The 15,958-nt window shown below is 39.3% G+C and carries 13 protein-coding genes; 11 read left to right on the top strand and 2 right to left on the bottom strand.

Translation table 11 applies throughout. From position 1 onward, the window contains the following. Positions 1-271: 271 nt before the first annotated feature. From N6B01_RS14905 to N6B01_RS14855, 11 genes are all read left to right on the top strand, one after another. Positions 272-607 (top strand): PRD domain-containing protein, encoded by a 336-nt coding sequence (locus tag N6B01_RS14905; protein WP_262080948.1) that lies wholly within the window; start codon positions 272-274, stop codon positions 605-607. 129 nt (positions 608-736) lie between these two features. Then, positions 737-1,099 (top strand): SFCGS family glycine-rich protein, encoded by a 363-nt coding sequence (locus N6B01_RS14900; protein ID WP_262080947.1) that lies wholly within the window; start codon positions 737-739, stop codon positions 1,097-1,099. A gap of 3 nt (positions 1,100-1,102) precedes the next feature. After that, positions 1,103-1,396, top strand: a complete 294-nt coding sequence (locus N6B01_RS14895; protein WP_262080946.1) for a DUF4312 family protein — start codon at positions 1,103-1,105, stop codon at positions 1,394-1,396. Between the two features lie 31 nt (positions 1,397-1,427). Continuing rightward, positions 1,428-2,204 (top strand): DUF4311 domain-containing protein, encoded by a 777-nt coding sequence (locus tag N6B01_RS14890; protein ID WP_262080945.1) that lies wholly within the window; start codon positions 1,428-1,430, stop codon positions 2,202-2,204. 8 nt (positions 2,205-2,212) lie between these two features. Continuing rightward, on the top strand, positions 2,213-2,881 hold the full coding sequence (locus tag N6B01_RS14885; RefSeq protein WP_262080944.1) for an EF_0833/AHA_3914 family membrane protein: 669 nt from the start codon (positions 2,213-2,215) through the stop codon (positions 2,879-2,881). Positions 2,882-2,960: 79 nt separating this feature from the next. Then, a complete protein-coding gene (locus N6B01_RS14880; RefSeq protein ID WP_262080943.1) occupies positions 2,961-4,097 on the top strand; it encodes an EF_0837/AHA_3915 family putative deacetylase in 1,137 nt (378 codons plus the stop codon). Beyond that, positions 4,081-5,193: a DgaE family pyridoxal phosphate-dependent ammonia lyase gene (locus tag N6B01_RS14875; protein ID WP_262080942.1), complete on the top strand. Its 1,113-nt coding sequence runs from the start codon at positions 4,081-4,083 to the stop codon at positions 5,191-5,193. The genes N6B01_RS14880 and N6B01_RS14875 overlap by 17 nt, the downstream gene beginning before the upstream one ends. Before the next feature lies 1 nt (position 5,194). Next, on the top strand, positions 5,195-5,935 hold the full coding sequence (gene dagF, locus N6B01_RS14870) for a 2-dehydro-3-deoxy-phosphogluconate aldolase (RefSeq protein ID WP_262080940.1): 741 nt from the start codon (positions 5,195-5,197) through the stop codon (positions 5,933-5,935). A 115-nt stretch (positions 5,936-6,050) separates the two neighbouring features. After that, positions 6,051-7,982 carry a BglG family transcription antiterminator gene (locus N6B01_RS14865; protein ID WP_262080939.1) on the top strand — a complete coding sequence of 644 codons (1,932 nt, stop codon included), beginning with the start codon at positions 6,051-6,053 and terminating at the stop codon, positions 7,980-7,982. Positions 7,983-8,046: 64 nt separating this feature from the next. Further along, positions 8,047-10,062, top strand: a complete 2,016-nt coding sequence (ptsP, locus tag N6B01_RS14860; RefSeq protein WP_262080937.1) for a phosphoenolpyruvate--protein phosphotransferase — start codon at positions 8,047-8,049, stop codon at positions 10,060-10,062. Between the two features lie 473 nt (positions 10,063-10,535). Next, positions 10,536-10,784 carry a hypothetical protein gene (locus tag N6B01_RS14855; RefSeq protein ID WP_262080935.1) on the top strand — a complete coding sequence of 83 codons (249 nt, stop codon included), beginning with the start codon at positions 10,536-10,538 and terminating at the stop codon, positions 10,782-10,784. On the opposite strand, the gene tssA is transcribed toward N6B01_RS14855, so the two are convergent. Together tssA and tssM are read right to left on the bottom strand one after the other, a co-directional pair. Then, positions 10,781-12,295, bottom strand: a complete 1,515-nt coding sequence (gene tssA / locus N6B01_RS14850) for a type VI secretion system protein TssA (RefSeq protein WP_262080933.1) — start codon at positions 12,293-12,295, stop codon at positions 10,781-10,783. The two genes, N6B01_RS14855 and tssA, sit on opposite strands and share 4 nt — an antisense overlap. Further along, the gene (gene tssM / locus N6B01_RS14845) at positions 12,295-15,951 is read right to left on the bottom strand and encodes a type VI secretion system membrane subunit TssM (protein WP_262080931.1); all 3,657 of its coding nucleotides are present in this window, start codon (positions 15,949-15,951) and stop codon (positions 12,295-12,297) included. The genes tssA and tssM overlap by 1 nt, the downstream gene beginning before the upstream one ends. Positions 15,952-15,958 lie beyond the last annotated feature (7 nt).

Genomic DNA, 15,958 nt, shown 5'->3' with positions numbered 1-15,958 from the left:
TTTCATGATCTTATTACAGCAATTTTTATTATCCAAGATAAGCGGCACATCTAATTTTACAATAAAATCATTTTATCATTGGCTTATATAGGCTTGCAATATGCCCTATTTTTGACACTAAATTTCCTCTTTTCAATTTTAAAAATTAATTCAAAACAAATAGATAGTTGTATGGCTTGCCTTTTTTCCGTTTTGTAGCGGAAAAAAAATCAATTGAAGATATTTTCAGCTGTGTTTTGATAGGTCGATAAATTAAAAAATGGAAGTGTCCATGTCAAACCAACTACAGACAAATGCTACTGAAACGATAGCTACACAAATTCAAACTTTGGCAACAAATGCCATGGTAAAAATTCCGGACATTCTACAAAGGAATGGTAAAGCTATGGATGATGAGCAGATAGAAAAGCTATCCGCTCATGTCTTTGCAATGGCTCGGCGCGCTTTAACCAATGAAACTTTACCTGAGTTTGATAAAAGTCTTTTTGACGAAGTTTCTGAAAAATCTATTTCTACAGCGCGTGAAATTGTTGGCCTGTTTGATGGTCTGTCTGATGACGAAACTTACTTGTTATCCATTCATTTTGAGGTTGCGCAAGACCTTTAAAGTGCAAAAGGGCTGGATCATTAATATTAATTATCCGACTAATTCAAAATATATAAAAAAATACATTCTGGGCTTTGTTTAAAACAATAAACACATATTTTTCAATTCATTAGGAATGGGACGTCACTCATGTCAGAAATCACTATTGTTATAGGCGATCGTTTAGGAAAAGGTCAAAAAGTTGCTGCCGGTGCAGAAGCTGCTGGGGCAAAGGCTATTGTTATCCCTGGTATTGCAGCTGACATGAAGCTTGGCGATGTCATGAATGCAGAGCAAGCAACCCTTGGTATTTCTTTTTGTGGTAGCGGTGGAGCCGGCGCAATTACAGCTCAATCTAAATATGGCTATAAGGCAAAACACAGCTTACGCTCAGTTGAAGATGGTGTATCTGCCATAAATGAAGACTTTGTCGTTCTTGGCTTTGGTTTTATGGACACAGAGGAACTAGGTGAAAAGCTTGTTGAAGCCTATAAGAAAAAGCACGGACTTTAGAGCATGCTAAAAACCTTCGAATTAGACGTAGAAGTATCTGGCAAAGGGCAGACCAAGCAACATGCATTTGCGGCAGCCCTTTCGGGTACACAACGTGCGGTTGGAAAGAAGGGAGATAACGTTCTTGTTCGTATTCAACCACAAGATGTTTACGTATTAGAAGCACGCGAAATGACGCGCGTAGATCGTTTTCTATTCATATTTTTACCACGTGAACGCAAGCAATATTACGTCAAATTGAAGGTGACCGTTCAGGTAAGCGTAATTGAGACGGATCATATTGAATTTAAAAGATAATTGATCGGTCTTGCTGAGGGAGATCAAAATAATGGATTTCATAATTCTTATAAAGTCGCTGATCATAGGTGGCTTTATTGGTACTGCGGTTGGCGCCGGCGCTGCTCGTATGTTTCATGCCCCAACAGTACAAGGTATGGGTGCATTTCGCACATTAGGTGAAATGAATGCCTGCGAGGGAGATCCAGCTGCCCATTTTTCATTTGGTTTAGGTTTTTTCTTTAATGCATGGGCATCAATTGTTGCCTCTGGTGCAGCGACACAAGATGTTGATCATCGTATCATCCCAAACTGGGGGGCTGCGGTTCTTTTAATGAAAAATCGTAATGTTGCACAAACAATGCATGATCCGCGTAAGATGGCTATTGCTTGCGGTATCATTGGCGCAATTGTTATTGCTTTTTTGAATACAACCGCTGCGGCAGTGCCTGAAGAATTGCGTATTACTGCGGTTAAGGTGCTTGTGCCTGCTGCCAATACTCTCGTTAATATTGCAATGCCGGTTATTTTCTGGCTTGCAGCAATTGGCGCAAGTAAGCGGGCGGGTTTTTGGGGTACTTTATTTGGGGGGCTTGCTCATATGATTATGGGTAATGCAGTGCCAGGTATAGTGCTTGGTATTTTACTTGGAAAAGGTATTGATGACGGCGGTTGGAACCATGTGGTTAAAATCATGTTTGCGGCCATTATTTGTCTATTTGCATTAAGTGCATTTTTCCGTGGTTTTGATATGCAACTATTAACGCAGTTCCATTTAACCGTTCCTGAATGGCTATCCGATGTTCACGGTAAAATCAGCGGTAAATAGGGAGAATTATGATGCAAGATGCTACTCATACTGAAGTAAAATCAAATGTTTGGTTTAGCGAATGGTTATTTCCTATTCTTGTTGGTGTGCTATCTGCGGGAGTTTTTGCAGGCACTCATATGTATTATGTTTATAAGGTGGGCGCATTTAATGAAGTTGCTTTCGTTGCCATGCTTGCCGACGGCATAAATACCGGCGTATATGGTGCAGTTGCGGCCTTTGGTGCAAGCTTTTTGTTTGCCCGTATCATTGAAGGCTCACTTGTTGGTATTCTTGATATTGGCGGCGCTATTATGACCGGCGTGGGCCTTGGAATTCCAGCCCTCTTTCTATCATTTGGTTTTGTTTGGCCTATTGAAAATTTTATTCCCTCCTTGCTAACAGGTTTTATTTTAGGTCTTGTCATCGGTGGGATAATTATTTTCGCGCGTAAATTCACCATTGGTCAAGGCAATTCTACCTATGGGGCTGATGTTATGATGGGGGCAGGTAATTCTTCAGGTCGCTTTCTTGGGCCATTGATTATTCTTGCTGCCATGCAGGCATCTATTCCCATTGGCGTTGGATCTCTCATCGGTGCACTTATTTTCCATCTTTGGAATAAACCTATCACCGGTGGTGCTATTTTAGGTGCTATGCTCTTTGGTTGGTTCTTTCCAATTACTATTCTTGGATAGGGGGAAGCTGAAAGGCACGTTTTATAACGGCGCCTTTCAGCCTTTTTAAATTTCTTTAAAAAAAATCTTAGGTAGGTCAATGTTTGATATATTGTTCGAAAATGCGCGTTTAGCAAATGGTGAAATCAAACATATTGCTATTACAGATAAAAAAATTACTTCTATTCATCAAGAAAATGGTTTAGCGGCAAAACGTGTAATAGATCTGAAAGGTCAAACCTATTTAAGTGCTGGCTGGATTGATAGTCACGTTCATTGTAATCCAAATTCTCCTATTTACTTTGATGACCCTGATGCTATTGGCATTGCTGGTGGTGTAACCACTGTTATTGATGCAGGTAGTACTGGTGCTGATGATATTGACGCTTTTCGCTTGTTATGCAAAAAATATAAAACCAATGTAAAAGCACTTCTTAATATTTCTCGTATTGGCTTAATTACACAACACGAATTAGCTAATCTTAATGATATAGATATTCCATTGGCAGGGCAAACCATCTGTAAACACTGCGAATTTATTCTTGGTATAAAGGCACGCATGAGCGGTAGCGTCATTGGCGATAATGGTTTAAAACCATTAGAAATGGCAAAGCAAATCCAAAGAGAAAACAATAATATTCCCTTAATGGTGCACTTTGGTAACAAGCCACCAATGGTTGATAATATTCTTGAATATTTAGGGCAGGGAGATATATTAACTCATTGCTATCATGGCAAACCCAACGGTATTTTAACGCCTGAAGGCCAATTGCGCAACGCAACTAAAGCGGCGCTTGATCGCGGCATGGTACTTGATGTTGGCCATGGCGGCGCTAGTTTTTCATTTAAAATTGCCAAGCAGGCAATGGATATAAATATTTATCCTAATACTATTAGCTCTGATATTTATTGTAAGAATAGAATAAATGGTCCCGTTTATGGCTTGGCCGCAGTTATGTCTAAGTTTTTAATGCTTGGCATGTCATTAGAAAAAATTATTACAAGCGTAACGAGCAATGTCAGTACTACCTTTAAAATTGCCAATAAAGGGCGTTTAGAAGTTGGTTATGATGCGGATTTAACCCTTTTTAATATTTCTAATCAACCGCAAAACGCACTTGATAGCGAGGGCGTTAGCCAGATATGCCAACAAAATTTTGTTCCGCTTGCCGCTGTGGTTGCAGGTGAATTATTCCCAACACGCGAGGGAGAAAGCAATCATGACATCGATTTATGAAAAATATAATGTAAAGCCTGTTATTAATGTGTCAGGTCGTATGACCAAGCTTGGCGTTTCAACTCCCCATCCACAAGTGCGTGATGCCGTATCTCATGCCTTGGGCGAATATTTTGAAATGGCTGATTTGGTTGATAAAACCGGCGAATATATCGCAAGTTTATTAAATGTTGAAGCGGCACTTGTTGTATCGTGTGCTTCGGCAGGTATTGCTCAAACGGTTGCAGCCGTAATTACCAAAGACAATAAAAATTTGGTTTTTAATCTACACAGTAATAAGCAATCCGTACCAAGAGAAATTGTTATTCCAAAAGGACATAATGTCAATTTTGGCGCACCCGTTGGCACAATGATTGGACTTGGCGGCGGTACAGTTGTTGAAGCTGGTTGGGGCAATGAATGCTCAGCTGAGCAGTTAGCCATGGCAATTACACCTAATACTGCAGCCATCATGTTTGTTAAATCGGCTCATTCTTTACAAAAAAGTGTGTTGAGTGCTGAACAAGCGGTTGCGGTTGCTAAAGCCAATAATGTGCCAATCATTGTTGATGCGGCAGCAGAAGTTGATTTGCGCGTTTATTATGAAATGGGTGCGGAATTGGTTATTTATAGCGGCGCAAAAGCAATTGAGGGGCCAACCAGTGGTTTGGTGCTTGGCAAAAAACAATATATCGATTGGGTAAAGTTACAATCCCAAGGTATTGGGCGCGCCATGAAAATTGGCAAAGAAGGCATTATTGGTCTTACTGTTGCTATTGAACGTTATTTGCAAGAAACACCAGAAACAGGTGCGCAAATGAGCGAAAGATTACAACCATTTTTAAGTGCGATTAATGACGTGACCGGATTGCATGCCGCCATTATACGCGATGATGCAGGCAGAGACATTGTTAGAGCAGAAATTACCATTGATCCAGATCTTTACGGCCATAATGCGCTTGCCGTTGCCAAAGCTTTTCAAAAAGCCAGCCCAGCAGTTTATTTCCGTGAATATCACGCCAATGAAGGCCGCTTAGAAGTCGATGTTCGCAGTGTAAATGACGAACAGTTGGCTTGGCTTGCTCAAATATTTAAAGATTTTGCATCAGGAGAATAATATGAAACTTAGCGCAAATTATTATAAAGATCGTGTGTGCCTCAATGTCCTTGCAGGTTCGAAACAAAACGCAATTGAAGTGTATGAAGCTGGCGAAACCTATGTGCTTGTTGGTGTTTTATCAAAAAATTATCCGACAGTAGAAGCAGCCCTTAGCGATATGCGTGACTATGCGGCCCTTATCGATAATGCCGTATCAGTAGGGCTTGGCGCAGGTGATCCAGCCCAGTCAACCATAGTTAGCCTTATTGCTGAACAATTGCAGCCGCAGCATGTTAATCAAGTCTTTACCGGCGTATCGGGTACCCGCCAACTATTGCGTCAAAATGAAACCTTGGTTAACTCGCTTATTTCGCCAACAGGTATTGTGGGCAAAGTATGTGTTTCAACCGGTCCGCTTAGCTCAAAAGAGACCCCAGCAATTATTGATGTTGAAACAGCAATTGCTATGGCTAAAGATATGGGCGCAAGCTCATTAAAGTATTTTCCGATGGGTGGGTTAAAGAGCCGCGATGAATTTGAAGTTGTTGCTAAAGCATGTGCAGCAAAAGACTTTATATTGGAACCAACGGGCGGTATTGATCTTGATAATTATAGCGAAATATTACGCATAGCCCTAGAAGCTGGCGTTAAAAAGATAATCCCGCATATTTATAGCTCTATTATTGATAAAGATACAGGTAATACACGGCCTGAAGATGTGCGCCAATTATTGGCTATGACCAAAGACCTTCTTAGCTAATAACATCCTATTGTGTTATTTAGAATATTCTAATAATAGGCTAGGTAACACAATATTTACGGTTAAACCAGTCTGCAATTTTGCGTCAAATGATGAAGTGTGAGAGGAGGATTCTATGCCCGGTGCCGTTAAGTTTCCTTATCTGCGACTTGAAAAACTTTTTGAAGAATTGCGTGATACTGTTTTACCGCAAGATGAACTTGCCCGCCGTCTGTCGGTATCAACCCGCACCATACGTAATGATATTGATATAATTAATTCTATTTTGGCGGATCATGGTGCACGTTTCATTTTACAACGGAATAAAGGGTATCATCTAGAAACTGATGATGTCTCTATTTTTGAAGGTATGAACCAACAAGAAATTTTCAATAAATATATACCGCGCAGTGCAAGCGAGCGGATTATGTATTTACTGGTGACGTTCTTAACATCATCTTATTCATTAAACTTGCAAAGCCTTGCTGATAAATGGGGCTGTAGCCGAGCCGCCTTACAAACAGATCTTGCTGATGTTAGACAAAAACTTAGTGATTATGGTTTAGTTATAGAAATCCGCCCAAGGCATGGCATGAAATTGGTAGGGGCTGAAACCGCAATTCGATTATGTTTGACCGATATTCTACGTTCTATTTCGCGTATTAATAGCGACCACCCGATTTTAGCCTATGATATTGTTTTAGCGGATGCATTAGAAATAACACGTTCAAAAATTTCACAGGTTTTAAGTACTGCTACCTTGCGCTTAACGGATGAAGGATTGCAGTTTTTGACACTTTATTGTGCTGTTGCTGCCAAAAGAATAGTAGAGGGCTTTCCTATCGAAAGTTTTAGTGTTGGTGAAATGGGCGAGGAAATCAACCGCGCAGCACAAACCATTGGCGAATTTTTGTCCACTTTGACAAGCCGGAAATTGTCTGTTGCAGAAATTGCATTTTTAAAAGCAAATATTGCGGGGCGTGCAACTGCCCAAACACTACCAGATGATATTAATGGCGATGATGCTAAAGATTTGGCTCATTTTATATTAGCTTACATCAATAAGCATTACAGCTATGATTTACGTCATGATGAGCAATTGCTGCAGGATTTAGTCACTCATATTCGTCCAATGATAACAAGGGTTCGTTATCAAATTGATCTCCCTAATCCGGTGTTAGATGATATTAAACAAAACTATGCTCTTGCTTATGATATGACCTTATTGGCAATTTCAAATTGGTCAAAACATTCATCTTATACTATTTCAGAAAACGAAATGGGGTTTCTCGTTTTACATATTGGGGTTGGATTGGAACGCCACTATCAAATTGGCTATGTGCGCTATCCACGAGCTCTTTTAGTTTGTGACAGCGGCAATGCAACTTTACGCAACCTCGAGGCTTTAATTCAGCGCCATTTTCCGCAAGTTGAAATTAGAAATTCTATGAATTGTCAAGATTATAATCATCTTGATGTGGTTAAGGAAGATTTTGTAATCGCTAATACAAAAGTTGAAAATAAGAATGCACCAGTGGTGGTTATATCAAACTTTCCAACTTCTTTTCAAATAGAACAATTGGCAAAATTGGCAAAAATCGACCGTACTCGCCCCTATATATTAGACCAATATTTTTCCGAAAAACATTTTTTGGTCGCGGATAAAACTATGACGCGTGATAAGCTTTTTGCTTATATTTGCGGACAATTGGCACAAGAGGGCTATGTTGATGAGCGGTTTTTATCATCTGTGCAGGAACGTGAAGCGATAGTTAGCACGATGCTGGGTGATGGCATTGCGCTGCCGCACGCATTGGGACTATTTGCACAAAAAACCACAATTTACACCGTTTTAGCACCACATGGCATTGAGTGGGGGGGCGGGGAAATTGCTCGTTTAATATTTCTCATTGCTATTAGTAAGGCGGAATATGAAAAAGTATTGTCAATTTACGACATTTTTATCTCAATACTTCGCGACCGAGCTGCAGCAATTTTAGCTCAATGCAAAGATTTTCAATGTTTTAAAAAAAACGCTTTATCAGTTTTAGTTCCTGATATTTCTTAAATGTTGGTTTTTATTTTACGTAATAAGATCAACCGCTTCACGCTTATTTAAAAAGGGCACCATAATGTGTGAAAAACTTATTTCGCCAGAACTTAACATTTTAAATCCTGCGGGTTTGCATGCGCGCCCTGCCGCTGTTTTTGCCAGTAAAGCGAAAACATTTGCATCTGCCATTAATTTGATTGTCAATAATAAGAAAGTGAATGGCAAATCAGTTGTTGCGATTATGGGGCTTTCAACACGCAAAGGCGACTTAATCCAAATCGAAGCCATAGGCGATGATGCAAGCCAAGCTATTGATGATTTGACTAATTTAATCAACGATCGTTGTGGTGAACATGACGAGGAAGCACCAGAAGAAATTATTGCAGATCTTGCAACAACAGTTTTAGCAGAAACAAAAACAATCTTAACTGGTGTTGCAGCTTCACCCGGCATAGCAATTGGCAAAGTGTTTCAATATAAATTGCAGCAATTCGATATTCACGAATATGCCGAGGACTCAAAAAAAGAACAACAATTATTTGAAGATGCTTTGGTGGAAGCTTCTGGACAAATTGAAGTTATAAAAGCCGCTCTTGGTAGCAGTGCCAAACAAGCTATTTTAAGTGCCCATCAAGAATTATTGCAAGATCCAGATTTACTAGCGTTGACTTATGCAGGCTTGGCGGAAAAGAAAACAGCAGCTTTTGCGTGGCGGGCGGCATTTAGTGCTTATTCTGCTAAGCTTGAATCCCAAGAAAATAATTTGCTTCGCGAACGTGCGACGGATATTCGCGATATTGGGCGGCGGGTTTTGGCTATATTGGCAGGTACAGATTTAAAGAAAATTGAAGTTCCTGAAGGATCAATCCTTGTCGCAGAAGATTTAACACCATCGGATACTGTTGCCCTTGATCCTGCACGGGTGGTTGGCTTTTGTACTCGTACTGGCGGTGCAACCAGTCATGTTGCTATTCTTGCTCGCTCACTAGGAATACCGGCTATTTGCGGAATTTCTCAACGCGCTTTATCTCTACCTGATGATTTATTGGTTATGATGGATGCTTCACAAGGATTTTTAAATATTAATCCTAGTGAACAAGATATTCAACAAGCCCATGATGAACAAGATCGTATCGCTGCGCGCCAAAAGGCAGATCAAGCTGTGGCCCATCAGCAAGCCTATACGAAAGATGGTTGCAGGGTTGAGGTTGTTGCTAATATTCGAAATGCAAATGATGCACGCGAAGCTATTGAGCATGGTGCTGAAGGTGTTGGTCTTTTACGTACGGAGTTTTTATTTGCAGATAAGGCAACAGCACCTGATGAAGTCGAGCAAAAGCGCGAATATTGCGCAATTGCCAATGCGCTAGGCAAAGATAAACCCTTGGTCATTCGTACCCTTGATGTGGGGGGTGATAAACCATTGAGTTATCTGCCGCTACCTGCTGAAGATAATCCATTTTTGGGGTTAAGAGGAATTCGCGTTGGCATCGTACGACCTGATTTATTGCGTATTCAAATTAGAGCTATCTTGCAAGCTGCGGGTTTATGTAAATTACATATTATGTTCCCCATGATTACCTCGATTGCTGAATTGCGGGCTTCTAAAAAAATTGTCGAGGAGGAATGCGAAAAGCTTGGTGTCAGTGACGTTAAAGTGGGCATTATGGTCGAGGTACCATCTGTCGCATTCTTAGCCGAGCGGTTTGCTGCCGAAGTTGATTTCTTTTCAATTGGCACCAATGACTTGACGCAATATGTCCTAGCCATGGATCGGGGGCATCCCGAATTGGCGCGTTATGCCGATGCTTTACATCCAGCTGTATTAACGGCGATTGATGTAACGTGTAAAGGTGCAGCACAACACGGCAAATGGGTCGGTGTTTGTGGTGGCCTTGCTTCTGAACCTCTTGCAACGCCTTTATTATTAGGACTTGGTGTAAAGGAACTTTCTTGTAGTACACCGGTCATAGCAGAGATCAAAGCGATTATTTCTCGGTGGAGCTTATCAGATTGCCAGAAATTGGCAGAAAATATTTTAACTCTTGACGATACCGATGCTGTTCGTAAAGCTTTAAAACAACAGCAACGCTAGGGCGCAAATTTAGCTGTAAATTTGTTCAATAGAAATGACATGCTTTTTCCTAAATTCTTGGGAACAGCAAATTTAATCAAATCAAAAAAATTCTAGGCCTGCCGTAATTACAATTTGCGGCAGACCTAATGATTTTAATCAAGAAACGCTAATCAATATAAATATTTTCAATGTTTGTTGCAAAACCTATTGGTAATTTTCTGTCTCTTAAAAAAAATAACTTTAATTGACAAGTCGAAGAGCTCCACCAATTTTACATCCTGTATATTTGAAATATCATAGAGTTATTTCATTAGAAATAATATTAATATTGCAATAATTATAATATTATAATGTTTAAATATTTCCATATTAAATAATAGAAAAATTATTTAAATAATAAATATTTTTTGTTTTGAATTTTCAATTCACCATGCTAGAGGATTATATTATTAAATATCTAAATTTATATTGATCTTATCAAAGGGTGAAAAATGATAAAATTATCTTTATCTTTTTTAATTATATTATTACTATTCTCTTTATCCGCTTGCTCCACTGTTGATGAGAATATAAAAAAGTCATCTAATAATTACGTTGAGGAAGATCCTTTTAGATCAGGCGAGCGAACAAACTATAATCCAGGTAATAGCGTTTTTAGTAAAACTAAAAATCAAATCCGCTATTGTAACTATTATGATGAAGATGGTTTCGCTTATGAAGCGCCCTGCGGTAAACCCTAAACCTTTGTAAGCTGAGTAATACGTGCGATTAGATCTGGTTCAAAATCTTTAACAAACAAACTACTTATTTCATTTTGCAATCGATTAGCCTGCGCTGATACTAGTTTTTGCATTCCCCATTCGCTTAAACATTCAAGCATTAGCATTTCCCATAATGCATGAGAGCGTGGGCTATCTGCAGTTGGTTCAGCATCTTCCAAAATTTTGATAGCTTCATCAACCTTACCATTATTGGCCTTTTCGCGCGCTACACGGATAAGTGTATGCAAATCTGCACCAATCATTTCATTATTATTGTTACTTCCAGATGTCTTTCGAAGGTTTTTAAACTCATCAATCCACGCCTTTACATCTTGTGAGATAAATGGGTCGCCATTCATAAATTGTAATTTAAAAAGCCACGGTAGAGACCCGACAAATTGCGCCGTTTCTTGATAAATAGCATCTGCAGCCAATTTTCGTTCACAAACAAGTGCTAATTTATATGCTAAAAATTGCCCTTCGATCCAAAAGGGTTGCAAATGGCAGCTTCGCTCTAATTTTTGCGCTATTTCATGATCAATTTGACCGCGCTCAACAGCTATTTTATATTCATCAATTGCATTGGTGGATACAGGCATGATGACAGTTTTAGCATCATCTTTACGTTTTAACTCTGGTGGATTATGGATTCCATACCATGTTGCAAACCGACGCAAGCGATAAGATAAGGGATTAGTAATGTCAACATTTAACAAAAAATCTGCGACAATAGCAAGGCTTTGCTTTAACGCGCGTTCATTCTTTCCATCCAGCACCAAATTTTCAGGATGAATTTCAATATTGGGCTGGCTAGCCTGCGTCTTTTCTTTAACCTCAACAATCGGTTTTGCTTTGACAGGCTCTTTAAGCATTCGTTCTAAAGAAGGCAGCCCATTTTCATCTTGAGCGATCGAAAGCGCCTCAACCTTATTCGCAAGCGACAATATCTTTAGTTCAAGATCACTATCAAAAGATTTAAGATAATCAGAGGTCGATCTAAAACTTTGAGTTATGAGGCTAATTTGATCATCGTTTAGTCCTATCCGCAATGAATAATCATAAAGTTGGTCTATCGCATCGACTAATTTACGTAAAACAGGCAAGCGTTTTTTGGCAACGGGATAAGCATTATCGCCCCAAAGGTTGATGAAGCGCGCAAAAATTGCTGCCCCAAGCGTTAAAGGTTCTTCACATTTTTTTAGGCTTGATAATGATTGCAGTACGAATAAGATAAGACGAAAATCCTTGGTTTCCGTCTTTAACAATATTTCACTTTGTTCACAAACCCATTCCCAACGGATTGTTGAGTGGTTTAGGGTGCCACGTTTCATCATTTCAGTGTCTATTAAATCATAGACATCATTTTCATCAATGGCCACTCCCACAGGGGCTTCTTTGTCTAACTGAGCGCCTACGGCGAGAAAAAGCGAATTTGTATTGATCCAATCCAAATTCGTTATACCATTGTTTGGAAAATCATTCACACTCATTATAATTGCTCTGGGAGTTTTAAGGATATAAGTGGCTTTAGAACAAATGGGTTCTTATCAGTCGCTGACATCTTAATTTTATATTTTATTTGACCATTACCAATATTGAAATTTAATTCAGCGCTATCGGGTAAAACATTTGCCACTGTCGCACGATCAAAAAGACGGAAACTTGACCAAAGACCAGAATAAGTTATTGAACCATTATTACCTACTGATAATTGGCTAATATCTTGGTTACTAGATAGTGCATTTGGCCATAATATACTTATCGGACGTGACGGCCCATGACTATAAGGAACTAATTGTCCCTCGATATTAAGGACACTACGAGCAATATTGCCGCTCATTGTTACTGGTTCAACCGAATAACGCAATGTTGGAACACCATCAGCATTAAAGAAAATATCACGTACAGCGCGAATTTTTGCTATTTGAGCTATGAAATTTTCGCTGACACTTAAGCTCTGCCCATCAATCATAATTGGTGTACCATTATTGGGATTCATAAATGTTTTCAAATGATCATTGAAAAATTTATCAAACTGTCCCTCTGGCCCAAAAAATCTTTGAAACTCGGTAAGGGATACTTCTTCCTTGCTGTTAATGTTAAATGGATAACGTCCTGCCAATTCTACATTAAAGGTTCTATAAACACTATTTTGCCAAACAGATTGTAAATCTGTCTTGGCGGCATCAAGAATAACTTTCCAACTATTATCAGCTATTTGTGCATAAAATTTATCAAACGGCTTTGGCATATTGCTACCAGTTCGACGTATGATAAATATAGGATCATCCCCTTGCAACTTGGCGCGCTCTTGAGCTTTTTCCAAAGCCACCGGCTTGCTTGATTGTTGCCCACTAAGAATAGCACGCATATAAGCTTCTAAACCAGAAAGTGGTGCCATTGTTTCTTCAAGAGGCGGAGTTTGCCCCTCTTTTGCAGTGACCAATGCTGAAAGATCAGCAAAAGCACGGGTAATACGCAAAGCATGCTCACGATTTTTGTCAAACAAAATTTGGGTTTTAGGTTGCTCTGCATTAGTTTGCGTCGGTTCAGCAGGGTAGATTTCAGTTTCTGCCTTTATCAAATTAAGCAGTCTTCCAAATGGTGCAGAAGATCCATTAATTTCAGATAGAACGCGCCCTGCATCATCAATATTTCTAAAATCGGAGATATTGAGATTATTAATCATATTTTTCCAATAATTGATATAATCTGTAGCATAAGCATGACGTATTTTTTCAATGAAAGCTTGAAGATCTTCTTCTGAATATTTTATATCTTTACGTTCTCCACTAACCCAAGCATCTTCAATAGCAATGACAGATAAATCCTGACTTTTAGGAACAAAGAAATCTAAAAAACCGCGTTTGGTGTAAAAATAGGGAACAGAAAAATCTTGTGATAAAGCTTCATTATTCGCGCTATGCTTAAAGACAATATCGAAACTTGATGCTCCTATTTGGTTTCTTAAATTAAGCCCATTTGGAACTTGACGTTGCGCGAGAGTTTTCAAGTTACGATAAAGGCGCACATCACGCGGCACTTCACGCAAAGCAAGCTGTGTTGTTTCAACCAGTGGCTGATCAATAGGAGCAGCAATGTGATTGGTCGAAAGCGCGTAATCTAAATGCTGCAAAAGGCCTACTTGTTTATCTTCCTCACCTTCAAAACGCCTTTGCCAATCATTTTTCAACCAGGCTATTACTGTTGCTTTACCTCGTGAATTCGTACTATCTGTTGCATCCAATTCTTTACGGCGTTGAATATCACCAAGTAGTAAATATACGCGCAATGCATCAAGACGTTCATCACTATTATAAGTGTTGGGATCTTGACCAAGCCTAATGATTTCAGCCTTAATTTTTTCGGCAATACTCGGCAGGTAGCGATCACGCAATAAATCTTCATAAGCTTTATTTACGACAGGTCCCACCCTGCCACCTTGGTAAAGTGCGGCATAACGGCGAATTTCCCCCTTTTCTTGCCAATGGGGGAATTCACTATTTGCAGCAGAAATTGCATTTAAAGCTGGTAAAAGCTGTACTTCACTTCCATAAGCGCTCGCATCATGGGGTAAATTAATAAAATTTTGACTAGCTCTTAAAACATTATTAGCGCGAGTAATATTATCTTTGCTCGTTTCAGCCAAAATAAAGCACAATACTAAAATACTGATGGAACTAACCAATATTGTCCCACGTAAAACAAAGCGCTTATGTTTTTCAACAATTTGGTTGTCACCCGCAAGACCGGCTTCTCTAAAAATGACATTTGTAAACAGCTTGCCTGTAAAATATGGTGTACTATTACCAGAATATGCCGGCATTACCGGCAAGGTCATATGATAGTCATTTGAAATTTTAGTTAATAAGGCATTGAATGGCGCACCTTCTTGAACGGTGGATGTAAAATAAATACCTCTGACCATTGGCGGAGTTGAAAAGCGATCAGATAAAAGTGCTTTTTTAAAAAAGTCTGCAATGATTGGGCCAGATGCTGCAAATTCGCGCAAAAAAGTATATATATTTTTACGAATTTCAGTTTCACGTTGATTATTGACCCTGTCAACTAAATCATCATTGGCCTCGGTAAGAAAACTGCTAAATAGTTTTTCAAAATTATTCGCCCATTCATCAGCCTGTAATTCATCAAAAATAGCGAAGGAAAAACCAAAAGGTTCTTGCCGTTCAGCCTTTGACAATTGTGCAAAATAATCTCTAAACCCCGCCAATCGATCTAGTTTAGTCATAACAATGTGAACGGTAAAACGTGTGCCTAGCTTTTCAGCAATTTCAACAAGGCGCGCATGGATATTTTGCGCCATTAGATTGCGTGTTTCACTATCCATACGAATTAGATCAACAACATCAAAAGTTAGTACGACACCGTTTATTGGCCTGCGTGGGCGAGCCTCATTTAAAAGGCTCATAAATGCCTGCCATAAACGCTTACGGCTGTCTTTCACAGTTGTTCGCACAACTGGAATATTGGGATCTATGTCGTCATTGTCCAACCCATCAAAGGAAATTGGCGTCCTCATATCAAGCCAAGAACCAGGAATGTCGAACAAAACACTTTCACGCGTTACCCAATATTGCGGCAATTCATCGCTAATGGTTTTATTTATATGCGCTTGCTTTAATTCATGGGTGAGCGGAAAGTTTAACTCAGAGTCTTGTATTAACGATGTTTTGCCTGATGTGCTCGGTCCAATAACTAAATACCAAGGCATTGCATAAAGAGTGCGCGCGCCTTTATCTTTTCCCATCCATTTATCTTTGATGGTTTTCATAGTCGTGCGAAAGGATGCATTTAAAATAGAGATGAGTTCACCCACCGGGTCGCGGGGCTTTATTTCTTCTTCCACTTGCTTTTTAGGCTTTTTCTTGGCAGCAGAGCGTGCCAAGAAATAATTATTTAAACCCCATAGAATAATTAATACGCCAATAACAATAATACGATTGGTCGTTGGCTTTAACGGTGTATATTCTAAATATTGAAAGCCTGGCCCATAAAACCAGACGAAGCATACCAATAGAACAAGAATAATTGTGCTAATAAATAAACCTGAACCAAAACTACGTGCAATCATTTTAAATGTGCTGTTAATACGGCTTAGGAGTGAAGTGAAACCAGAGCTTTGCATGATCGTT

The organism is Bartonella sp. HY406, assembly GCF_025449315.1.
Lineage (GTDB): Bacteria > Pseudomonadota > Alphaproteobacteria > Rhizobiales > Rhizobiaceae > HY038.
This window is presented reverse-complemented; position numbering and strand designations above follow the sequence as displayed.